Here is a 21,226-nt window from a genome sequence, read left to right as displayed (position 1 = left end):
TAGGCCGAATGTGTCATGAAGGCAAGGCGCAAGCGCGCTTTCTGGAACTTGCCGAGGTGTGCGGCGCTTGGCGACATGGAACTCTTTTTCAGACGCGTTAGTTTTACGTTATTGCCGCCGCTCTGGAGCCAGGCCATGTCTCTGCATTCCGATGATCTCACGCCCGAAGAAGCCCGACGCGACCACTGGGAGATGCTCGGCTTTCTTGCCCTCAACGCATCGCTCGGTGCAGCAATCGGTTTCCTGGTCGCTTTTGCCATCGTCTGGCTCGACCTCGGCGGCCTTGGCACCTCGCTCTCGCGCTCCAGCCACCCCGTGCTTCCGACGATCATGATGGCCGTGCCGCTGGCGCTGATCTTTGCCGCGGCCGTGACCGCCTCTGCCGTCATGACCATGCCGTATCGCAAGAAGAAGCAGCGCTGATCCGATCCCTTCAGCGCCACGTTTGACGGGGCGTCCGTCTTGCGGCATCTAGGCCGCTTGAGAGACGATGGAGAAGATCATGGACACGCAGGACGAGCGCATCACGCGTCTGGAAGAGACCGTCGCCCATCAGACGCGGGTCATCGAGGAACTGTCGGACCAGCTGACCGAGCAATGGAAGGTGGTCGAACAGACCCGGGCCAAGCTGGATCGGCTCACGGAGCGCTTCCTGTCACTGGAAGAGCAGGGCCTGGAAGCCCCGGCCATCACCCGCCCGCCGCATTACTGAGCGTCACGACCTGTCGTCGCAAAGCCGGTCAGCACGGCATCGACGATGTGTGCGATCTGATCGCGTGACGGGTTGAGCCGACCGGTCAGCAGCCGCTGCCAGCAGAAGCTCGAGAACAGTTCCATGACGAGTGGGATGTCGAGGCCGGAGCGGATATCACCGCGCGCCACGCCCCGCTCCAGGATCACGCCGCTTGCCCGGCAGCGCGTCACTGCGTAGTCGCGCAGCGCCTCCAGAGCCGCCGGATCGCTCTGTGCCTCGGCGATGATCGAGCGGAAGACCTCGCCGCCACTCCTCTGCCAGAAGCCGAGCAACGTCTCGAGAAAGGCGATCAGGTCGCCGCGTGCGTTTCCGGTATCAGGATAGAAGGTCTCGCCCTTCTGCCGGTGGTACACATCGAGAAGCAGCGCTGCCTTCGAAGGCCACCAGCGATAGATCGTCGGCTTTCCGGCCTTGGCCCGTCGTGCCACTGCTTCGATCGAGAAGGCTGACAACCCGCCCTCGCGCAGGATCTCGGCCGCTGCCGTCAGGATGGCGTCCTCGCTGGCCGGGTTCCGCTGCGCACCGATCGATGTACGCTTTGTGATGTCAGGTGCAGTTGTCGTCACAGTCTGTACTCCTCTGCTATTCCCATACCAGAAAAATCTATTGAACGAAACGGCCCGTTTCAATATAAACGGAACGTACCGTTCTTATGGAGCCTCCCATGTCCACTTCGTCTGCATCCCGCCCAACACCTTCAAAGCATCGGCTTGCCCTGCTGATGCTGCTCGTCATCTATCCCTTCGTCATCTATCCCTTCGTCACCGCCATTCTCTACGTCCTCATGCCCTTGACCGAAGGTTGGCCGATCTGGGCTCGCACGGCACTTCTGGCGCCGATCATGGTGCTGTCGATCGTCTATGGTATCGCTCCGGCGATCCACAGGCACTTTGCCTGGTTCATCCTGCGCCAGCCGCGTCTGCTGGCCTGACCTCATGCAAAAGGGGCGGCTCCCTTTCGGACCGCCCCTTGCAAATCTTGTCTCCGACGATCGCTCGCTCAGTCGCTGAGCGTATCGAAAAAATCCTTCATCCGGGCAAAGAAGCCCGTCGATTCCGGGTTGTTTTCCTTCGACGACAGCTGTTCGAACTCCTGCAGCAACTCGCGCTGACGCTTGGTCAGCTTCTGCGGCGTCTCGATCTGGATCTGAATGTAGAGATCACCGACCTGCGTCGAGCGCAGAACCGGCATGCCCTTGCCCTTGAGGCGGAACTGCCTGCCGGGCTGGGTGCCCTCCGGAACCGTCACACGCGACTTCGTCCCATCCAACGTCACCACATCAAAGGTTCCGCCCAGTGCCGCCGTCGTCATCGAGATCGGCACGGAGCAATAGAGATCCGCCCCGTCACGCTGGAAGAACTCGTGCGGTTTCACCGACAGGAAGATGTAGAGATCGCCCGAAGGGCCACCGCGAAGTCCGGCTTCGCCTTCGCCCTGCAGGCGGATGCGCGTGCCGTCCTCGATACCAGAGGGAATGCTGACCGAAAGCGAACGCTCTTCGGTGATGCGGCCCTGGCCGTGGCACTTGCCGCAAGGGTCTGAGATCGTCTGGCCACGACCGTGACAGGTCGGGCAGGTGCGCTCGATCGAGAAGAAGCCCTGGGCCGCACGTACGCGACCAGAGCCCTGACAGGTCGTGCAGGTCTTCGGCTGCGTTCCGGGCTTGGCGCCCGAACCCGTGCAGACATCGCAGGTGATAGAGGTCGGAACCCGGATCTGCGCAGTCTTGCCGGTAAAGGCCTCTTCGAGACTGATTTCCATGTTGTAGCGCAGGTCTGCACCACGTTCGCGACCGCCGGTGGATCGGGCACGCCCGCCGCGGCCGCCACCCATCATCTCGCCGAAGATGTCCTCGAATATGTCGGAGAAGCCGCCACCGGCAAATCCGCCGCCGCCGCCGCCAAAGCCGCCACCGCCCATGCCGCCCTGTTCGAAGGCGGCGTGGCCGAAGCGGTCATAGGCCGCACGCTTCTGCGGATCCTTCAGAGTTTCATAGGCCTCGTTGAGTTCCTTGAACTTCTTTTCCGCCTCATCGTCACCCGGGTTCTTGTCCGGATGGTATTTCATGGCCAGCTTGCGGAAGGCGCTCTTCAGCTCCTTCTCGTCCGCCGTCCGGCCAACCCCGAGGGTCTCGTAGAAATCTGCTTTTGCCATGTTTTACAAAGCTCTCAAAGCTTTCCCAACGCTCGTGTGGCTGCCCGTTGCCTTGCCGGCCTGCTTGTCACAAGCCTGCATGTCTTTCTGGAAGTCGGACGCAGCCAAGATCGCATCCTGCATCAGAAGCGTGCGTGCTTCGCCATTGCTAATCAGTCCGTCTGCGGACGTCACCGCCGCAAAGGCCAGCGAATGCGCAGCCATATCGCAGGACGAGACTTCGCCACCGTTCTCACGCCTCTGAAGCGCCGATTCGATGATCTTGCCGAGATCGTTGCCGATGCGGGAAAGGGAATTGCTGTCCTTCGCGGAAATCGCCTTGGCCACCTTGGCCTCGGCGGCGCTCACCTGGCGGTGAACGGCGCTGACCTGTCCCCTGTCCTGTGCCACGGCACCAGTCGCCAGAATCAACGAAAATGCGGCTGGCCCGAAGGCCAGCCAGGTCTTGGAACGGCGTCGGAAGTGGCCCTGCATCAAGCCGACTTCTTCGCGTCTTCGTCCTTCACTTCTTCGTAGTCGGCGTCAACGACGTTGTCGTCCTTGCCACCATCTGCGTCGCCTGCACCGGCATCGGCCTGCTGGGACTCGTAGATGGCCTGGCCCAGCTTCATGGAAACTTCCATGAGGGTCTGGGTCTTGGCCTGGATGTCGTCTGCATCAGGCTCGGAGGCTTCGATGGCGCCCTTGAGGGCCGCAATCGCATCCTCGATCGCCTTGCGATCCGTTTCCGAAACCTTGTCGCCATACTCGCTGACCGACTTTTCGGTGGAGTGAATGAGGCTTTCAGCCTGGTTCTTGGCTTCGACGACGGCGCGACGCTTCTTGTCGGCCTCGGCATTGGCTTCGGCGTCCTTCACCATCTTCTCGATGTCGGCGTCGGAGAGACCACCGGAGGCCTGGATGCGGATCTGCTGTTCCTTGCCGGTGCCCTTGTCCTTGGCCGAAACCTGGACGATGCCGTTGGCGTCGATATCGAAGGTGACTTCGATCTGCGGAACGCCACGCGGCGACGGCGGCAGACCGACCAGGTCGAACTGGCCGAGCAGCTTGTTGTCCTGCGCCATTTCGCGCTCGCCCTGCGATACGCGGATGGTGACGGCCTGCTGGTTGTCTTCGGCGGTCGAGAAGGTCTGGCTCTTCTTCGTCGGGATCGTCGTGTTGCGATCGATCAGACGGGTGAAGACGCCACCGAGCGTTTCGATGCCGAGCGACAGCGGGGTTACGTCGAGCAGCAGCACGTCCTTGACGTCGCCCTGCAGAACGCCGGCCTGGATGGCGGCGCCAAGAGCAACCACTTCATCCGGGTTGACGCCCTTGTGCGGCTCCTTGCCGAACAGCTGCTTCACGACTTCCTGGACCTTTGGCATGCGGCTCATGCCGCCGACGAGAACGACTTCGTCGATATCGGCTGCAGAGACGCCGGCATCCTTGAGGGCTGCCTTGCACGGTGCAATCGTACGCTGGACGAGGTCGTCGACCAGGCTTTCGAACTTGGCGCGGGTCAGCTTCATCGTCAGGTGCTTCGGACCGGAGGCATCTGCCGTGATGAACGGCAGGTTGATTTCGGTCTGCTGCGAGGACGACAGCTCGATCTTGGCCTTTTCGGCGGCTTCCTTCAGGCGCTGCAGGGCCAGCTTGTCGCCCTTCAGGTCGATGCCCTGGTCCTTCTTGAACTCGGCTGCGAGATATTCGACGAGGCGCATGTCGAAGTCTTCACCGCCGAGGAAGGTGTCGCCATTGGTCGACTTCACTTCGAAGACGCCGTCGCCGATTTCCAGAACCGAGATATCGAAGGTACCACCACCCAGGTCGTAAACGGCGATGGTCTTGCCTTCCGTCTTGTCGAGACCATAGGCAAGTGCTGCAGCCGTCGGCTCGTTGATGATGCGCAGAACTTCAAGGCCGGCAATGCGGCCGGCATCCTTGGTGGCCTGGCGCTGCGCGTCGTTGAAGTATGCGGGAACGGTGATGACGGCCTTTTCGACCTTTTCGCCGAGATAGGCTTCTGCCGTTTCCTTCATCTTCTGCAGGATCATGGCAGAGATCTGCGACGGGGAATAACCCTTGCCCTGTGCTTCGACCCAGGCGTCGCCATTGTCACCCTTGACGATCTGGAACGGCACGAGGCCCTTGTCCTTCTCGACGGTCGGATCTTCGTAGCGACGACCGATCAGACGCTTGACGGCGAACAGGGTGTTGGTCGGGTTGGTGACCGCCTGGCGCTTGGCCGGCTGGCCGACGAGGCGTTCGCCATCGTCCGAAAACGCCACCATGGACGGCGTCGTGCGTGCGCCTTCCGAATTCTCGATGACCTTTGCATCTTTGCCGTCCATGACGGCGACGCAGGAATTGGTCGTTCCAAGGTCGATACCGATTACTTTTGCCATGTCATATTCTCCTTGAAGCAGGCCGTCGGAACCCCAATCAGGCATTCCTGACAGCCCCTCGACGTGGATGGTCTGGGATACACTGCAGCGCCGCTGCGGTTATGTCGCGTATATAAGAAGCGGAATTTCTGACTGCAAGGCTGGAAATCCGCTGGAAACCCGTAAAAAAGAACAGATTGGTGCAGCGTTTTCATGGGCTTTGCCGCACCCCTCGGTCCTTGACAGACCGGCTATACTAAAGTCGCGGCCTTGCGTCAGGCCGACGGCATCTCGCCGTCCTCATGTGGCCCTTATTGTCCCAGGATCAAGTCGAGCAGAGTGGTTCTGCGCGTGCCTTGCCCTCCGCCGACCTCGGCCGGCGGTATGGGGCCTGCCGAACCAGTCATATCCTGTGAGGGAGCGGCACCTGCGGGATAGTCTTCGGCATAGACGGGATCGCCGGAATACCGCTCTTCACCGCCACCCTGGAAGACGTCTGATATGATCGTGCCGATTGTCATCGGATCTTCCGCCGGCGCCGGCTCGATGAAGTCACCACCCGGCAGCGGGGCCGGCGCAAGCCCCTGATGCGCTGCCGTCATGAAATCGTGCCAGGCTTTGGCCGGAAGCCCGCCGCCGGTCACCTTCTTCATCGACTGTCCGTCGTCATTGCCGAACCAGATGCCCGTGGTCAGGTTGCTCGTATAGCCGACGAACAGCGCATCTCGGAAGGATTGCGTCGTACCGGTCTTGCCCGCCGCTTCCCACCCGGCTAGCCGTGCATTCTTGCCAGTGCCGTGATCGATGACATCGCGCATCATCGCATTCATCGCAGCGACCACTCCGTCGTTCAGGACCTTCGGCGGCTCGAGATAATTGTTCTCGTAGAGCAGTGTGCCATCGGCCTTGGAGATCCGCCGAACGATATGCGGCGTCGCTTTGTAGCCGCCATTCATGAAGGGCGCATAGGCGGCCGTCAGTTCGAGGAGCGAGACTTCCGAGGTGCCGAGCGCGATGGAAGCATTCTTTTGCAACTCCGATTCGATACCCATCCGGTGCGCGACCTTGATCACCTGATCGGGTCCGACTTCCATGACCAACTGGGCGGCTATCGTGTTCAGCGATTCGGCAAGTGCCTGAGTCGCGGTGACTTGTCCCCGATATTTCTGGTCATAATTCTCAGGCGTCCAGGAGCCGATGCGGATCGGTGCATCGTTGCGCACCGAAGTCGGACGCAAGCCATTCTCCACCGCAGCCGCATAGACAAAGGGTTTGAACGCCGAGCCGGGCTGGCGCTTTGCCTTGACCGCCCGGTTGAACTGGCTTTCGGCATAGTCCCGCCCGCCGACAAGCGCCCGGATAGCACCGGTCCCGTCGATGGAAACGAGGGCCGCCTGCGAGGCATTGACCTTATCGCCCTCAGCCTCAAGCGATTCCGTCAGTGCGGCCTCGGCCTTCTTTTCAAGCGTCATGTCGATCGTCGTCTCGACCACGATGTCTTCGGTCACCTTGCCGATCAGCAATGTCACTTCGTCGCGCACCAGATCGGCGACATACTGGCCTGCACCGCTCCAGTAGCGCTTCGCCTTGGTCGGCGGTTGCGACATCGCCGTCTTGATTTCGTCGGCCGTAATATAACCCTCTTCGAGCATTGCCTGGAGAACGACCTGGGCACGCGCTTCGGCCGCCTCCGGGTCGCGCGCCGGCGAGAGCCGGGACGGTGCCTTCAGCAACCCTGCCAGGAGTGCGGCCTCGCCGAGGTTCACGTCGCGGGCCGACTTGTTGAAATAACGCCGCGATGCCGCTTCGACGCCATAGGCGTTCGAGCCGAAAAACACCCGGTTCAGATACATCGCCATGATCTGGTCTTTGGTGTATTTTTGCTCAAGCCAGAAGGCGAGCAGCACTTCCTGCACCTTGCGCTCGATTGTGCGCTCCGGAGACAGGAAAAGGTTCTTGGCCAGCTGCTGCGTCAGCGTCGAGCCACCCTGCACCGCCCGCCCATTCGTCACATTGGTGACGATCGCGCGGGCGAGGCCGAGAGGATCCACGCCGAAGTGCGAATAGAAGCGCCGATCTTCGATCGCCATCACCGCCTGCGGAATGAAGGGCGACATTTCCTCAAGCGGCAGTGCTTCCCCGCCGGTCGCGCCACGATTGGCGATCACTGTGCCCTCGACGGACACGATCTTCATGTTCGGTGGGCGCTCGGGGATCGACCAACTGCTGGCGCTCGGCATCTGCGAGCCATAGTAGGCGACCAGACCCACCACGCCGATGCCACACCAGATAGACAGCACGAAACCCCAGTAGATCAGCTTTCCAAGCCCGAATCCGCCGCCACTGCTTTTCGCTTTCCGGCTCTTCTGGTTGCCGGACTTGCCGCGCTTCGCCGAACCCGCCGTCTTCTTGCCACCGGCGCGTACCGGCCGGCCACCGATGACACGATCATCTGCATCCAGACGGAAATCCTCGTCCTCGCGCTCGTCGCCGAAGCTCGGTTCAATACGGTCGCGGGATTTGCCTCTGCTCACCATTGCGGTGATCTTGCTCCAGATGCTCGTTATGCGCTGCCAAAGGAAGACAGGCGCGGAAATGGCTTCAAGAAATCTCGGACGATCATCTACTCTCGTCGAGCCGATGATCGCGCAATTGCACAGTAATTGCGGCGATTTAAGGGGTGGTTAAAGCCCGGTAAACAAGCTCTGAACGAGGCGTGAAGCTACTGGCAGAGATCTGCCCAGACGCCATCGACCAGTGACCTCATGCGCTCCGGCGCAATCTTCACCGCAGCATTCGTCGCACCTGCGGCCGGAACCACCTCGTCGAAGGCCCGGAGCGAGAGATCACAATAGACCTTGAGAGGCGAGGGCAGGCCGAAGGGGCATACTCCGCCGACAGGATGGCTCGTCGCCTCGACCACGGCTTCGGCATCGAGCATGCGCGGCTTCACGCCGAAACGATCCTTGAACTTGCGATTGTCCAGACGCTTCGTGCCCGCGGTGACCACGAGCACCACGTCTTCGCCGATCCTCAGGCATATCGTCTTGGCGATCTGGTCCGGCTCGACGCCATGCGCTTCGGCCGCAAGCGCCACGGTGGCGGAGCTTGCTTCGGTGACGATGACGGAGATGTCGGGTGCGTTTTCCCGGAAGAACTGTCGGACGGATTCGAGGCTCATGATGAAACTCTATCCGCAGCCACATCCGCTTTTCAAGCGCCCTTGCCTCTTGAAAGGGCAGTCGAGCATCCCCATCTCTGGATCACCATGCGATAGAGCGTTTGCGGAGATCCTGTTTCAGGAACTTCAAAACGCTTAACCGGTTGTTAAGCATCCAGAGCGATCATCTAGATCCGGGATGCGGTTCACCAAGGTGGGCCAACATCCGAGACATCGAATGGCACGTTTCCGTCCCTGACCACGGATGTACTGGCAGGCAAGCGTAGAAGCGTAAAGGAAAGGCCGGTTTTTGACCGGCCTTTTTGCTTTTCTGGCCTCAGCCGTTTGCGAGCCCGTCAAGAATACGGATCCACGAGCGGATGCCCTTGTGGAACGAGTTGAGGTCATACTTCTCGTTTGGAGAGTGGATGCGGTCGTCGGTCAGGCCGAAACCGACCAGCAGGGAATCCATGCCCAGCATCTTCTGGAAATCGCCGACGATCGGGATCGAGCCGCCCATGCCGATGATCACGGCCGGCTTCGGCCATTCATCCGACAGTGCGTTCTTCGCCTTGGTCAGTTCAGGCGAATCATAGGAGAGCTGGATGGCCGGCGAGCCGCCATGCTCGTGGAACTCGACCTTGCAGTCGGCGGGAATGCGGGCCTGTACGAAGGCGCGGAAGCTTTCGCGCACTTTGACCGGATCCTGTGTGCCGACGAGGCGGAAGGAAATCTTCGCAGAGGCCTTGGCAGCAATCACGGTCTTGAAGCCTTCGCCGGTATAGCCGCCGATGATGCCGTTCACTTCCGCCGTCGGCCGCGCCCAGGTGAGCTCCAGCACGGAACGGCCCTTTTCACCCGCCGGAACCGATAGGCCCACCTCGCCGAGGAAGCTTTCCGCCGTCCGCCCCAGGCTCTCCCACGAGGCCTTGATGTTGGCTGGGGTCTCCTCGACACCTTCGTAGAAGCCCGGAAGGGTGACCTTGCCGGTTTCGTCATGCAGATCGGCAAGGATCTTCGTCAGGATATGAACGGGGTTGGCCGCTGCACCGCCGAAGAGACCCGAATGCAGGTCGCGGTCGGCGGCGATGATGGTGACTTCTTCGCCGACCAGGCCACGCAGGGCCGCAGCAATCGCCGGCGTCTCGCGATCCCACATGCTGGTATCGCAGACCAGCGCGAAGTCGGCCTTCAGCTCATCGGCATTCGCAGCGAGGAACGGCTTCAGCGACGGCGAGCCGGATTCTTCTTCGCCCTCGAACAGGATGGTGATCTTGACCGGCAGCGAACCTTTTACCGCCTTATAGGCGCGGCAGGCTTCAACAAACGTCAAAAGCTGACCCTTGTCGTCGGACGTACCGCGACCGATGATGACCTTGCGGCCATCCTTCTCCTTGATCGCAGGCGCAAAGGGATCGTCTTCCCAGAGATCGAGCGGATCGACCGGCTGCACATCGTAATGACCGTAGAACAGCACATGCGGCGCGTCGGCCGTTTCAGCTGCGTGATGGGCGACCACCATCGGATGGCCGGGCGTATCACGCAGCGAGGCATCGAAGCCGAGCTCGGTGAGCACGGATACCAGCCACTCGCCGGCCTTGCGGCAATCGGCCTTGTAGGCCGGATCCGTCGAAATCGAGGGAATGCGCACGAGATCGAACAGCCGTTCGAGGCTCTGCGGCAGGGCCTCGTCGGCCTTGGCGAGGATGGGGGAGAGATCGGTCATGGTCATGTCCTGCAAATTTGAAAGTGCGGCGGACGATAGACCAAAGCTCCTGATGTTTCGAGGCGTTCTGACCGCGAATTTTTCTCAACTGCGCATCAATATCTGCTCACAGCTTGCGGGCATTCGCGATCGCCCAGCGGATGTATTCCTTCAGCAATTCCTTCTCGAAACGCCGGAAACCCTGGAAGATAGCCTGCTCCGCCGCTTCGGCGGCAGCCATTGCTTCCTCGCGCATGTCCCGCGCCTTGTCGGTCAGGAAGATCTGCTGCGCGCGTCTGTCCTTGGGGTGAACGCGTCGCTCGATCAGCCCGTCGCGCTCCATCCGGGCGAGCGTATTGGCGATCGTCGCCTGTTCGACATCGACCCGGTCGAGCAGCTGCCGCTGCGTCAACCCTTCTTCTTCCCAGAGCTCGAGCAGAATCGGGAATTGTCCCGGGGAGAAGCCGAGCTTGGCCGCCCGTGCCTGCAGAGCCCGTGTGAACCCGCGCGCAAGCTGGCTCGCCAGCCAAGTGGCGGACTCGGAGCGGTCGGGGATCGTACGGTCATTGGCCATGGCGCTCGACACGTCGTCGTGGTTCGTCGTTCGGGAATGATCGCATGCGATCCATTTCCGAGGCTGACTAATTTTGGGTTTTCATACGAGGGGAACGGAAGCCGCCGTGGCGTTAGGCGGGGGGACTGCCACGACGGCTCCGGAATATGGGGACAAAGGCCCGGAGAGGGGGATAAGGCCTTTGCCCGAGTCTGAAGCGGCGGGGGACGAGCCTCTTTCAGACTACGGCGTGATCAGGCGCCGATGACTAGGATTTGTGATCTGGAATGTGGTTTTTCAAGGGAAGACGGGATTACAAATCGGTAAGCTTTTCGTGATGGTTTACCCGTGATCCGTCGGTGATCCAACGATAAAGGGCTGCCTGCTAAGGCGAGCGATTTCGCCGCATTCGGCCCAAACCGTCATGGACGTTTCAGCCGCCCCGCGCTATCCATGCCGACATGAAAAAAGGCGATCATCTCTTCCTCGTCGACGGCTCGGGTTTCATCTTCCGCGCCTTCCACGCCATCCCGGCCCTCAACCGCAAATCGGACGGCCTGCCCGTCAATGCGGTTTCCGGCTTCTGCAACATGCTGTGGAAGCTGCTGCGCGATGCGCGCAATACAGATGTCGGGGTCACGCCGACCCATCTCGCTGTTATCTTCGACTACTCCTCGACGACATTCCGCAAGGAAATCTATCCACTCTACAAGGCAAATCGCTCGGCCCCGCCGGAAGATCTGATCCCGCAATTCGGCCTGATCCGTCATGCGACGCGCGCCTTCAACCTGCCCTGCATCGAGACCGAAGGCTTCGAGGCCGATGACATCATCGCCACCTATGCCCGCCAGGCCGAGGCCGTCGGCGCCGATGTCACCATCGTCTCCTCCGACAAGGACCTGATGCAGCTCCTGACCGCGAACGTGCACATGTACGACGCGATGAAGGACAAGCAGATCGGCATTCCCGACGTCATCGAGAAATGGGGCGTGCCGCCGGAAAAGATGATTGATCTGCAGGCGATGACCGGCAATTCGACCGACAACGTGCCTGGCATCCCCGGCATCGGTCCGAAGACCGCCGCCCAGCTTCTCGAAGAGTTCGGCGATCTCGAAACTCTGCTGTCCCGGGCCGGCGAAATCAAGCAGGTCAAGCGCCGCGAAAACATCATCGCCAATGCCGAGCTCGCCCGGGTCTCCCGCCAGTTGGTCGAACTGCGCACCGACGTGCCGATCGACATGAAGCTCGAAGACCTGGTGCTGGAGCCGCAGGACGGACCAAAGCTGATCGGCTTCCTCAAGGCGATGGAATTCACTACCCTGACCCGGCGCGTCGCGGAGGTCTGCGATTGTGATGCGGGTGCCATCGACGCCGCTGTTGTTCCCGTCGAATGGGGTGACGCCGCCCGCGGTCCCGATCTCGACGCCGGCGACGTTCCCGCCTCGTCCGGGACGCCGACCTCGGCGCTGTCAGCCGCATCGTCTTCGGCTCCGGCAGCAAGCCCCGACGGCAAGACACCCGCCGATCTCGCCGCAAGCCGCGCCAATGCATTCGCCGGCAAGCCGATCGACAGAAGCGCATACGTGACGATCCGCGATATCGAGACCCTCGAGCTCTGGATTGCTGCTGCCCGGGAAACCGGCCTCGTCGCCTTCGACACCGAGACCACCTCGCTCGATCCGATGCAGGCCGAACTCGTCGGCGTCTCGCTCGCCATCCAGGACAACGTCCTGTCACCCGGCTCGACGGACATCCGCGCGGCCTACATTCCGCTCACCCACAAGACCGGTGTCGGCGATCTCCTCGGCGGCGGTCATGCCGAAGGCCAGATCCCGATGAAGGAGGCGCTGGCCGCCCTGAAGGGCCTGCTCGAAGACCCCTCTGTCCTTAAGGTCGCGCAGAACCTGAAATACGACTATCTGGTGATGAAGCGCCACGGCATCGTCATGCAGGCCTTCGACGATACCATGCTGATGTCCTACGTGCTCGACGCCGGCAAGGGCAATCACGGAATGGACGGTCTGTCGGAGAAATGGCTCGGCCACACTCCGATCGCCTACAAGGATGTCGCCGGCTCCGGTAAATCCTCCATCACCTTTGATCTCGTCGATATCGATCGCGCCACGGCCTATGCCGCCGAAGATGCCGACGTGACGCTACGCCTCTGGCTGGTGCTGAAACCCCGCCTTGCTGCCGAGGGTCTCACCCGCATCTACGAGCGTCTGGAGCGCCCGCTGGTGCCGGTGCTCGCTCATATGGAAGAGCGCGGCATCACCGTCGACCGCCAGATCCTCTCGCGTCTGTCGGGTGAACTCGCCCAGAAGGCCGCCGCCACCGAGGACGAGGTCTATGAACTCGCCGGCGAGCGCTTCAACATCGGCTCGCCGAAACAGCTCGGCGATATCCTGTTCGGTCGCATGGGCCTGCCCGGTGGCTCCAAGACCAAGACCGGTCAGTGGTCGACCTCGGCCCAGGTCCTCGAAGACCTCGCGGCCGAGGGCGCGCCGCTGCCGCGCAAGATCGTCGACTGGCGCCAGCTCACCAAGCTGAAGTCCACCTATACCGACGCGCTTCCCGGCTATATCCATCCACAGACCAAGCGCGTCCACACCGGTTATTCGCTTGCCTCCACGACAACAGGCCGCCTCTCGTCGTCAGAGCCGAACCTGCAGAACATCCCGGTCCGCACCGCCGAAGGCCGCAAGATCCGCACCGCCTTCATCTCGACGCCGGGCCACAAGCTGCTCTCGGCCGACTACAGCCAGATCGAGCTGCGCGTGCTCGCCCACGTCGCCGAGATCCCGCAGCTGCGTCAGGCCTTCGCCGATGGCATCGACATCCACGCCATGACCGCGTCGGAAATGTTCGGCGTGCCGGTCGAGGGCATGCCATCGGAAGTCCGCCGCCGCGCCAAGGCGATCAATTTCGGCATCATCTACGGCATCTCGGCCTTCGGCCTTGCCAACCAGCTCGGCATCGAGCGCTCGGAAGCCGGCGACTACATCAAGAAGTATTTCGAGCGCTTCCCCGGCATCAAGGACTACATGGAGAGCACCAAAGCCTTCGCCCGCGAGCACGGCTATGTGGAAACCATCTTCGGCCGCCGCGCCCATTACCCGGAGATCAAGTCGTCCAACCCCTCGATGCGCGCCTTCAACGAACGCGCCGCCATCAATGCCCCGATCCAGGGCTCGGCCGCCGACGTGATCCGCCGCGCCATGATCCAGATCGAACCCGCACTCGTGGCTGCCGGTCTTGCCGAACGCTGCCGCATGCTGCTGCAGGTGCATGACGAACTGATCTTCGAGGTCGAGGACGAGGCGGTCGATACCGCCATGCCTGTGATCGTGGACATCATGGAAAATGCCGCCATGCCGGCCGTCTCCATGCGCGTGCCGCTCAGGGTCGACGCCCGCGCCGCCCACAATTGGGACGAGGCACACTGAGAATTCCCGGCTTCGGCCGGCATTGAAACAAGGGGTCGTTTCGACCCACAGGAGTATGAACCTTGGCCTTCACCACCATCAACGGCAATGTCGTCCATTACGAACTGATCGGAGAGGCGAAAGCCAAGAACCTGATCGTTTTCTCCAACGGGCTCGGCACCGACTTCCGCATCTGGCTGCCGCTCTTCGATGAACTCGGCGATGACGTCTCGGTCCTGTTTTACGACAGCCGCGGCCACGGCCTGTCCGGCGGTGCCGACAAGCCCTTCGGCATGGCCGATCTGGTCTCGGATCTCGCCACCCTTTGCGATGAACTTGGTATCCGCAAGGCCACCTTCTGCGGCCTCTCGGTTGGCGGTCTCGTCTGCCAGGGCCTCTGGCAGGAGCGGCCGGATCTGTTCCGCAAGCTCATCCTCTGCGACACCGCACCCCGCATCGGTTCTGCCGAGATCTGGGCCGAGCGCATCGCCGGCATCGAGAAGGACGGGATCGAAAGTGCTGCCGACAGCGCCATGGCGCGCTGGTTCACGCCGGCCTTCCATGACGACCGTGCCGACGAACTGGCCGGTTACCGCCTGATGATGACCCGCCAGTCAAAGGCCGGCTATCTCTCGACCTGTGCCGCCCTGCGCGACACGGATTTCTCCGACGTCCTGCCGACCATCACGGTTCCCACGCTCTTCGTCGTCGGCGACCAGGACGGCTCGACGCCGCCCGCCACTGTCGAGGCCGGCTCCCAGCTGGTGCCTGACGCGCGTTTCGAGGTGATCGACGATTGCGCCCATATCCCCTCGGTCGAGCAGCCGGAAGCGCTCGCCGAGCTGATCCAGGGCTTCATGCGCAAGCAGGCGAACTGAGAATAGTCACTGAAAATGAGAGAAGCCGCCTCATGGGCGGCTTCTTTCATTTCGGGGAGGGTGGTGACGCTCAATGCGCGGCGGACATGTCGCCCAGCACTTCCTTGGAAGCCACCGTCGAATCCGCGTTCAGCTTGTAGACCATGGGAACGCCCGTCGCGAGATTGACGCCGAGGATCTGCTCCTTGGTCAGCTTGTCGAGCACCATCACCAGCGAGCGCAGCGAATTGCCGTGGGCTGCGACCAGCACCTTCTCGCCCCGCAGCACGCGCGGCAGGATTTCGGTCATGTAATAAGGCCACACGCGGGCACCAGTGTCGCGCAGGCTTTCGCCACCCGGCGGCGGGATGTCGTAGGAACGGCGCCAGATGTGCACCTGCTCCTCGCCCCACTTGGCGCGCGCATCATCCTTGTTGAGGCCGGAGAGATCACCGTAGTCGCGCTCGTTCAGCGCCTCGTCCTTGATCGTCTCAAGACCGGTCTGGCCGACGTTTTCGAGGATGATGTCGCAGGTTTTCTGCGCGCGCGTCAGGACGGACGTGAACGCGATATCGAACTTAATGCCGTAGTCGGCCAGCGCCTTGCCGCCGGCATTGGCTTCCTGCACACCGAGTTCAGTCAGGTCCGGATCACGCCAGCCGGTAAACAGGTTCTTCAGGTTCCAGTCGCTCTGGCCATGGCGCACGAGCACGAGGGTACCGGTCATCGACAATTCCTCTCTTGACGATCAGGGGGTGGAGTTGAGCCCGAGCACGTCGAGCATGGTATAGCGGCCGGGCTTCTTGTCCCGGGCCCAGATGGCGGCCTTTAGCGCACCACGAGCAAACAGCGAACGGTCGGTCGCACTGTGAGACAGCGTGACCATCTCGCCTTCGCTGGCAAACAGCACGGAGTGTTCGCCGATGACGGAGCCGCCGCGCAGCGTGGCAAAGCCGATCGAACCCTCTTCGCGCGGTCCGGTATGGCCGTCGCGCACCCGAACGGAATGATCAGCAAGCGAAATGCCACGGCCCTCGGCCGCTGCCTCGCCGAGCAAAAGCGCCGTGCCGGAAGGCGCGTCAACCTTGTGCTTGTGGTGCATCTCGAGCACCTCAATATCCCAGCCGGCTGCGTCGAGCGCCTGGGCCGCCTGCTTGATCAGAACCGACAGCAGATTGACGCCGAGGCTCATATTGCCCGACTTCACGACCCGCGCATGCCGTGCGGCCGCATCGATCTTCTCTTCGTGCTCCGGCAGGCAGCCGGTGGTGCCGATCACATGCACGATGCGCGCCTGGGCCGCCAGCGCCGCGAATTCGACGGTCGAAGCCGGCGTGGTGAAATCGATGACGCCATCGGCATGCAGGAAGGCCGCCAGCGGATCGTCGGTCACGGCAACGCCAAGTTTCGGAACGCCCGCCAGTTCGCCGGCATCTTGGCCGAGCACGGCTGAGCCGGCCCGTTCGACCGCCGCATGCAGCACAAGGCCCTCTGTCTCGCTGATCAGCTTGATCAGCGTCTTGCCCATGCGACCGGCGGCACCGACGACGACGAGCTTCATGGGCGTATTCATGCGGGTCTATTCCTGGCTGATGAACTGGCCGTTCGGAGCGGCCTGCAGATTGTTGAGGCGAGCGTAAAGACCGCCCTGCCGCTGCGCAAGGCTCTCATGCGTGCCTTCTTCCACCACCTCGCCATCCTGCATGACAATGATCTTGTCGGCATTGACGACGGTCGAGAGGCGGTGCGCGATGACGATCACGGTGCGACCGGCCATGGCCGCATCAAGCGCCTGCTGCACGGCCGCTTCCGATTCCGTGTCGAGCGAGGACGTTGCCTCGTCGAGGAGCAGGATCGGTGCGTTCCGCACCAGCGCGCGAGCGATCGAGAGCCGCTGCCGCTGGCCACCGGAAAGCGTGATGCCGTTCTCGCCGACGGGCGTATCGTATCCTTGCGCCTGGGCAAGAATGAAGTCATGGGCGTTTGCAAGCCGTGCCGCATCCTCGATCTCGGCATCGGTCGCCTCCGGGCGTCCGTAGCGGATGTTGTCGCGAATCGTGCCTTCGAAGAGGTAGGGTTGCTGCGACACATAGGCGAGCTGCCGGCGCAGCGACGATTTCGTGATGTCGGCAATATTCTGCCCGTCGATCAGGATTTCGCCTTCGGCCGGATCATAGAAGCGCGGAACAAGTGTGATAACCGTGGACTTGCCGGCGCCTGACGGACCCACAAGCGCGGTTGTCTTGCCGCCCTGTGCGGTGAAATTGAGTTTGCGCAAGGTCGGCTCGTTCGAGCCATAGGCAAAGGTCACGTCGCGGAACTCGATCTTCGCCTCGGACACCGAAATCTGCTTGGCGCCGTCCTTGTCCCGCTGGTTCGGCTCCGTGTCGAGGATCTCGTAGATCATCCGCGCATTGACGGCGGCGCGTTCCATGAACACCTGCAGACGCGCCAGACGCTTGGCGGGCTCATAGGCGAGCAGCAGGGCGGTGACGAAGGAGAAGAAGGCCCCTGGCAGCACACCGCCATAGATCGACTGATAGGCGGCATAAGCCATGACACCGGCAATCGACAGGCCCGCCAGGCTCTCGGTCAGCGGTCCGTTGCGTTCGCTGAGGCGGGCGATCCTGTTGGCGCGTCCTTCTGCGGCATCGATCGTCGACTGGATCTTGTTCTCCAGCTGGCTTTCCATCGTGAAGGCCTTGACGATCGCAATCCCCTGCACGGCCTCCTGGATGGCCCCGAGCACATGCGAATTCAGAATGACCGATTCCTTCGTCGCGCTACGCAGGCGACGGGAGATGTAGCGAAGGCCGAGGAAAAGCGGCGGCGCAACGGTGAAGACGATCAACGACAGGACAATGTCCTGATAAAACATAACGCCGAGCAGCGCGATCAGTGTCACGAGGTCGCGGGCGAGCGAGGTGATCGTCATGTTGAGGACGTCACGGATCCCGTTGATGTTCTCATTGATCTGCGCTGCGAGCCGTGCGGACCGTGCTTCACTGAAATAGCCGATGGAGAGCGACATCAGATGTGAAAACAGGCGCAGCTGATAGCGCGCCACGATGTTGTTGCCGATCTTGGAGAGCGTCACGGCCTGACCGTATCCGGCAAAGCCGCGAAGCACAAAAGCCGCAAAGATCGAGCCGCAGATGATCCATACGAGATCGGCGCGCCGGTTGGCAAAGGCCTCGTTGATCACGGCTTCCATGATCCAGGCGGTAAATGCGGTCGTCAGGGCAACCGTGAGCAGGCAGACGATGGCAAAAGCATAACCGCCCACATGCTGCCGCCCATTCTCGGCGATGACGCGCTTCAGGACGGCGGAGACGCTGTCCATGTTGGGTTTCTCGGTCTGGCTGTCCTGGGCGTCCAAAAAAGAGTGTCCTGTCCTATTGCCTGTCACGCCTCGGCAGGCGCCGCCGCTCTATAGCCAGTCGCAGCGCCTTTGACTATAGCGAGGCAGGTCCGCTCAGCGCCAGTGGCGCCCCTCGGTCGCAAGCCCGAAATCCGAAGGTGCTGTCGCAAAGGCGGCAAGGCCGTGCAGGGCCGCCTGCGGATGGGTCACGACAAAGGTCGGAATGCTGTGCAGCAGAGCCTGATGCGGCGCCTTGTCCTCGAAGGCGGCGCGGAATTCGCCGCTCTGCAGCGCCGGCAGGATTTTCGGCGATATGCCGCCGGCGAGGAACACGCCGCCCTTGGCCATGAAGATCAGCGCTAGATCGCCGGCAACCCGACCGAGATAGGTTGCAAACAGGCTGAGCGCCTCGCCCGCCAGCGCATCTGCCCCGGCAATACCGGCAGACGAAACCTGTGCCGGATCCTCGTAACGCGGCGTCAGGTTCCGCTCCGCCTTGCAAAGCGCACGGTAGATATTCATCAGGCCGCGCCCGGAGAGCAGTTCTTCCGCCGAAATCCGGCCGAGCGTGGCGTTGGGGTCGCGGACCGGGGTCAGATGCGGCCAGATCTGGTGATCGCGGCTGGTGCGCGGGCCGACGTCGACATGTCCACCTTCGCCTGGAACCGGAAACCACATGTCGCGAGCCCGGACCAGACCCGCAACGCCGAGCCCCGTGCCCGGACCCAGCACGACGCGTGAGCCGAGCGGGGCCCCGCTGAGCGAACCGAGATGCTGCCGGTCGTCGACGCCGAGGGTCGCCGCAGCCAGCGCCTGAGCCTCGAAATCATTGAGCAGCAGCACTTCGGCGAAGCCGAGATCAGCCATCAGCACCTTGGGGCGCACCACCCACGGGCAGTTGGTGAGCGGCACTTCGTCGCCCTTGATCGGGCCAGCCAGCGCCAGGATCAGCGACCGAGGCTTGTGGCTTGTTGTCTCTAGAACACTCGAGCGGATAGCATCGTCGATTGTGGCGAAATCCTTGTTCACCACATTGGGGAAGCTGATCTTCTCGCCGCTTTCGTCAAGCAGGATCCAGAAGCGCGCATTGGTGCCGCCGATGTCACCGATCAGAATCGGAAAGGGGAGGGTGTCGTCGCGATGTGTCTGGGCCATGGTCTGTCCGGTCTTGGGCCCCGCTGCTCAGGCAGTCAGGGTCTGCATCAGGATGTCGGCGGTTGCGAGGTTCAGCGCCATCGGAATGTCATAGACGGTCGCCAGCCGCATTAGCGCTTTGACATCCACATCATGGGGCATGGGAGTCAAGGGGTCGACGAAGAAGACGAGCATGTCCACTTCACCTGTGGAGATCAATGCGCCGATCTGCTGGTCGCCGCCGAGCGGACCGCTTTTCAGCCGCGTCACATCGAGCTCGGGGACAGCATCCTTGATCCGTCCACCCGTCGTGCCGGTCGCCACGATCCGCCAGCCCATGAGCTTTGCCTGGTGACGCCGGGCGAAATCCGCCATGTCGTCCTTCTTCTGGTCATGCGCGATCAGGGCGATGCAACGGGTGCGGCTCACAAGGGGACCCCAGCTGATTTAAATCGATTTGATAGACCCATCTAGCGCAGCCAGGATCACTTGAAAAGCACCCTGCGGAACCTCGCCTTCACCAACCGGCCGGCCGAGCGGGGGGAACCGGAACGATGGTGGGCAATTCGAAAGGCTCAACCATCGTCGCGACCGGCGGTGCTGCGAACGCCGACGCAGCGCTGCCGGGCATCGACCCACCCGCTGCCTGATAGGTCACCTCGTACTCGCTCGACGGTCCGCGCGCGTCGAGAACCAGGGCGCAGGCCTTGGGGAGATCGGCGACCTGCATGGCTCGGGGCTTCGGAGCTGGCTTTGCGTTGGGGTCTTTCTTCGGTGCGGCCCAAGGCTCCTTGGTGAACCACCAGGCCAGCGACTTGTCGCAACCATCGCCCGGCGGTACGGCCGCCTGCGGCTTGCAGCCGGTAGCACCGTCAGGGCAGCGCATGCGGATATGGAAATGCGCATCATGGCCATAGATCGGCCGGATCTTGCCGAGGACCGCGCGGTCACCGGTCCAGGTGTCGCAGAGCTTCTTCTTGATCGCCGGATTGACGAAGATGCGCTCGACCTGCGGATAGCTCGCGGCCTGCACGACGAGGCGTGCGTGGGTATTGGTCCAGAGCCGCTTGTCGACGGTCAGGAACTTGTCCTTCTCCAGCATCGAGGTGAAAGGCAGATCCTCGCGCTGCTGCGGGGAAAGCGCATTGGCGGGCTTCGGCGTGAACCAGATATCGGCATCAAGCCCTATCTGATGCGAGGCATGGCCTGAAAGCATCGGCCCGCCGCGCGGTTGCGAGATGTCGCCGATCAGGATGCCCGAGCCCCAGCCGAGCTGCACTGCATCTTTTGAGAAACGCTCGAGGAGCGTGATCATCTCGGGATGACCCCAGCGACGATTGCGCGACAGGCGCATCGCCTGCCAGGTTGGTCCATCGGTTGGAATGGCAACGGCGCCGGCAATGCACCCCTTGGCATAGGAGCCATAAGGGGAGGGGGCAGCCTTGGCCGGCAGCGCCATGCCGCCGAAGAGCTCCTTGGCCGGACGTCCTTCGGCGGATGCCGTATCGCTGACGACGGTCGCGAATGCGCAGGCAAACGTCAGTGCCATGGCGAGCGGGCGTGCGCCCCTGGTTTTCTTCATCGTGTGCATGTCCCCGGTCGGTCCGGATTCGCTCCCCGCCGGATGGCCGGGTGAATCACAGGTCAGTCTAGCCTGAAACGGAATTGGGGTGAATCTGCGGAAGGCCCGGCGCTCACATCTCTGTCAGTCCCCTGTTTTTTGCCTGGTTTTGCCCTATCCTGCTTCGCAACAAAAG

Annotated in this window: 19 protein-coding genes; 5 read left to right on the top strand and 14 right to left on the bottom strand. The window is 62.2% G+C overall.

Annotation, left to right across the window (positions count from 1 at the left end):
• Positions 1–135 precede the first annotated feature (135 nt).
• Together SJY08_RS18095 and SJY08_RS18090 are read left to right on the top strand one after the other, a co-directional pair.
• Positions 136–423 (top strand): hypothetical protein, encoded by a 288-nt coding sequence (locus SJY08_RS18095; RefSeq protein ID WP_377277386.1) that lies wholly within the window; start codon positions 136–138, stop codon positions 421–423.
• Positions 424–502: 79 nt separating this feature from the next.
• Positions 503–712 (top strand): SlyX family protein, encoded by a 210-nt coding sequence (locus tag SJY08_RS18090; RefSeq protein WP_054149513.1) that lies wholly within the window; start codon positions 503–505, stop codon positions 710–712.
• Here the strand turns inward: SJY08_RS18090 and SJY08_RS18085 are convergent.
• A complete protein-coding gene (locus SJY08_RS18085; RefSeq protein ID WP_069042609.1) occupies positions 706–1,320 on the bottom strand; it encodes a TetR/AcrR family transcriptional regulator in 615 nt (204 codons plus the stop codon). The two genes, SJY08_RS18090 and SJY08_RS18085, sit on opposite strands and share 7 nt — an antisense overlap.
• A 98-nt stretch (positions 1,321–1,418) precedes the next feature.
• On the opposite strand from SJY08_RS18085, the gene SJY08_RS18080 reads away from it, so the two are divergent.
• On the top strand, positions 1,419–1,685 hold the full coding sequence (locus tag SJY08_RS18080; RefSeq protein ID WP_377277383.1) for a hypothetical protein: 267 nt from the start codon (positions 1,419–1,421) through the stop codon (positions 1,683–1,685).
• Positions 1,686–1,753: 68 nt separating this feature from the next.
• Here the strand turns inward: SJY08_RS18080 and dnaJ are convergent, their stop codons facing one another.
• From dnaJ to SJY08_RS18045, 7 genes are all read right to left on the bottom strand, one after another.
• Positions 1,754–2,908: a molecular chaperone DnaJ gene (gene dnaJ / locus SJY08_RS18075; protein ID WP_069042607.1), complete on the bottom strand. Its 1,155-nt coding sequence runs from the start codon at positions 2,906–2,908 to the stop codon at positions 1,754–1,756.
• A 3-nt stretch (positions 2,909–2,911) separates the two neighbouring features.
• Positions 2,912–3,382 carry a hypothetical protein gene (locus tag SJY08_RS18070; protein WP_377277380.1) on the bottom strand — a complete coding sequence of 157 codons (471 nt, stop codon included), beginning with the start codon at positions 3,380–3,382 and terminating at the stop codon, positions 2,912–2,914.
• Positions 3,382–5,295: a molecular chaperone DnaK gene (dnaK, locus tag SJY08_RS18065; RefSeq protein ID WP_153763387.1), complete on the bottom strand. Its 1,914-nt coding sequence runs from the start codon at positions 5,293–5,295 to the stop codon at positions 3,382–3,384. The genes SJY08_RS18070 and dnaK overlap by 1 nt, the downstream gene beginning before the upstream one ends.
• Before the next feature lie 290 nt (positions 5,296–5,585).
• Positions 5,586–7,811, bottom strand: coding sequence for a transglycosylase domain-containing protein (locus SJY08_RS18060; protein ID WP_377277378.1), 2,226 nt, complete (start codon positions 7,809–7,811; stop codon positions 5,586–5,588).
• 185 nt (positions 7,812–7,996) lie between these two features.
• Positions 7,997–8,455, bottom strand: coding sequence for a YbaK/EbsC family protein (locus SJY08_RS18055; RefSeq protein WP_069042604.1), 459 nt, complete (start codon positions 8,453–8,455; stop codon positions 7,997–7,999).
• A gap of 316 nt (positions 8,456–8,771) precedes the next feature.
• Positions 8,772–10,160, bottom strand: coding sequence for a dipeptidase (locus SJY08_RS18050; protein WP_377277375.1), 1,389 nt, complete (start codon positions 10,158–10,160; stop codon positions 8,772–8,774).
• Positions 10,161–10,266: 106 nt separating this feature from the next.
• Positions 10,267–10,713 (bottom strand): MarR family winged helix-turn-helix transcriptional regulator, encoded by a 447-nt coding sequence (locus SJY08_RS18045; RefSeq protein ID WP_054149410.1) that lies wholly within the window; start codon positions 10,711–10,713, stop codon positions 10,267–10,269.
• A 440-nt stretch (positions 10,714–11,153) separates the two neighbouring features.
• Here SJY08_RS18045 and polA point away from each other — a divergent pair, with 440 nt between their 5' ends.
• Together polA and pcaD are read left to right on the top strand one after the other, a co-directional pair.
• Positions 11,154–14,138: a DNA polymerase I gene (polA, locus tag SJY08_RS18040; protein ID WP_377277373.1), complete on the top strand. Its 2,985-nt coding sequence runs from the start codon at positions 11,154–11,156 to the stop codon at positions 14,136–14,138.
• A 62-nt stretch (positions 14,139–14,200) separates the two neighbouring features.
• Positions 14,201–14,995: a 3-oxoadipate enol-lactonase gene (gene pcaD, locus SJY08_RS18035; RefSeq protein WP_054149412.1), complete on the top strand. Its 795-nt coding sequence runs from the start codon at positions 14,201–14,203 to the stop codon at positions 14,993–14,995.
• 70 nt (positions 14,996–15,065) lie between these two features.
• Here pcaD and SJY08_RS18030 read toward each other — a convergent pair whose 3' ends face one another.
• The 6 genes from SJY08_RS18030 to mepA all read right to left on the bottom strand — a co-directional run bounded on the left by SJY08_RS18030 (position 15,066) and on the right by mepA (position 21,060).
• Positions 15,066–15,701 carry a 2,3-bisphosphoglycerate-dependent phosphoglycerate mutase gene (locus SJY08_RS18030; RefSeq protein WP_054149413.1) on the bottom strand — a complete coding sequence of 212 codons (636 nt, stop codon included), beginning with the start codon at positions 15,699–15,701 and terminating at the stop codon, positions 15,066–15,068.
• 21 nt (positions 15,702–15,722) lie between these two features.
• Positions 15,723–16,535, bottom strand: coding sequence for a 4-hydroxy-tetrahydrodipicolinate reductase (gene dapB / locus SJY08_RS18025; protein WP_054149515.1), 813 nt, complete (start codon positions 16,533–16,535; stop codon positions 15,723–15,725).
• An 18-nt stretch (positions 16,536–16,553) separates the two neighbouring features.
• A complete protein-coding gene (locus SJY08_RS18020; protein ID WP_377278657.1) occupies positions 16,554–18,317 on the bottom strand; it encodes an ABC transporter ATP-binding protein in 1,764 nt (587 codons plus the stop codon).
• 132 nt (positions 18,318–18,449) lie between these two features.
• Positions 18,450–19,490 carry a glucokinase gene (locus tag SJY08_RS18015; protein WP_377277370.1) on the bottom strand — a complete coding sequence of 347 codons (1,041 nt, stop codon included), beginning with the start codon at positions 19,488–19,490 and terminating at the stop codon, positions 18,450–18,452.
• 27 nt (positions 19,491–19,517) lie between these two features.
• On the bottom strand, positions 19,518–19,898 hold the full coding sequence (locus SJY08_RS18010; protein ID WP_054149416.1) for a methylglyoxal synthase: 381 nt from the start codon (positions 19,896–19,898) through the stop codon (positions 19,518–19,520).
• Between the two features lie 88 nt (positions 19,899–19,986).
• A complete protein-coding gene (gene mepA / locus SJY08_RS18005) occupies positions 19,987–21,060 on the bottom strand; it encodes a penicillin-insensitive murein endopeptidase (RefSeq protein WP_377277367.1) in 1,074 nt (357 codons plus the stop codon).
• Between the last annotated feature and the right edge of the window lie 166 nt (positions 21,061–21,226).

It is taken from the genome of Rhizobium sp. R86522 (assembly GCF_042466255.1).
In the GTDB taxonomy this organism is placed as follows: Bacteria; Pseudomonadota; Alphaproteobacteria; order Rhizobiales; family Rhizobiaceae; genus Allorhizobium.
The sequence above is the reverse complement of the archived record's forward strand: the minus strand, read 5'-3'. Positions and strand labels throughout refer to the sequence as shown.

Coding starts and splice junctions, on each gene's coding strand:
- SJY08_RS18095 (WP_377277386.1), top strand. CDS start 136: ATGTCTCTGCATTCCGATGATCTCACGCCCGAAGAAGCCCGACGCGAC.
- SJY08_RS18090 (WP_054149513.1), top strand. CDS start 503: ATGGACACGCAGGACGAGCGCATCACGCGTCTGGAAGAGACCGTCGCC.
- SJY08_RS18080 (WP_377277383.1), top strand. CDS start 1,419: ATGTCCACTTCGTCTGCATCCCGCCCAACACCTTCAAAGCATCGGCTT.
- dnaJ (WP_069042607.1), bottom strand. CDS start 2,908: ATGGCAAAAGCAGATTTCTACGAGACCCTCGGGGTTGGCCGGACGGCG.
- SJY08_RS18070 (WP_377277380.1), bottom strand. CDS start 3,382: ATGCAGGGCCACTTCCGACGCCGTTCCAAGACCTGGCTGGCCTTCGGG.
- dnaK (WP_153763387.1), bottom strand. CDS start 5,295: ATGGCAAAAGTAATCGGTATCGACCTTGGAACGACCAATTCCTGCGTC.
- SJY08_RS18060 (WP_377277378.1), bottom strand. CDS start 7,811: ATGGTGAGCAGAGGCAAATCCCGCGACCGTATTGAACCGAGCTTCGGC.
- SJY08_RS18055 (WP_069042604.1), bottom strand. CDS start 8,455: ATGAGCCTCGAATCCGTCCGACAGTTCTTCCGGGAAAACGCACCCGAC.
- SJY08_RS18050 (WP_377277375.1), bottom strand. CDS start 10,160: ATGACCGATCTCTCCCCCATCCTCGCCAAGGCCGACGAGGCCCTGCCG.
- SJY08_RS18045 (WP_054149410.1), bottom strand. CDS start 10,713: ATGGCCAATGACCGTACGATCCCCGACCGCTCCGAGTCCGCCACTTGG.
- polA (WP_377277373.1), top strand. CDS start 11,154: ATGAAAAAAGGCGATCATCTCTTCCTCGTCGACGGCTCGGGTTTCATC.
- SJY08_RS18030 (WP_054149413.1), bottom strand. CDS start 15,701: ATGACCGGTACCCTCGTGCTCGTGCGCCATGGCCAGAGCGACTGGAAC.
- dapB (WP_054149515.1), bottom strand. CDS start 16,535: ATGAAGCTCGTCGTCGTCGGTGCCGCCGGTCGCATGGGCAAGACGCTG.
- SJY08_RS18020 (WP_377278657.1), bottom strand. CDS start 18,317: ATGGACAGCGTCTCCGCCGTCCTGAAGCGCGTCATCGCCGAGAATGGG.
- SJY08_RS18015 (WP_377277370.1), bottom strand. CDS start 19,490: ATGGCCCAGACACATCGCGACGACACCCTCCCCTTTCCGATTCTGATC.
- mepA (WP_377277367.1), bottom strand. CDS start 21,060: ATGCACACGATGAAGAAAACCAGGGGCGCACGCCCGCTCGCCATGGCA.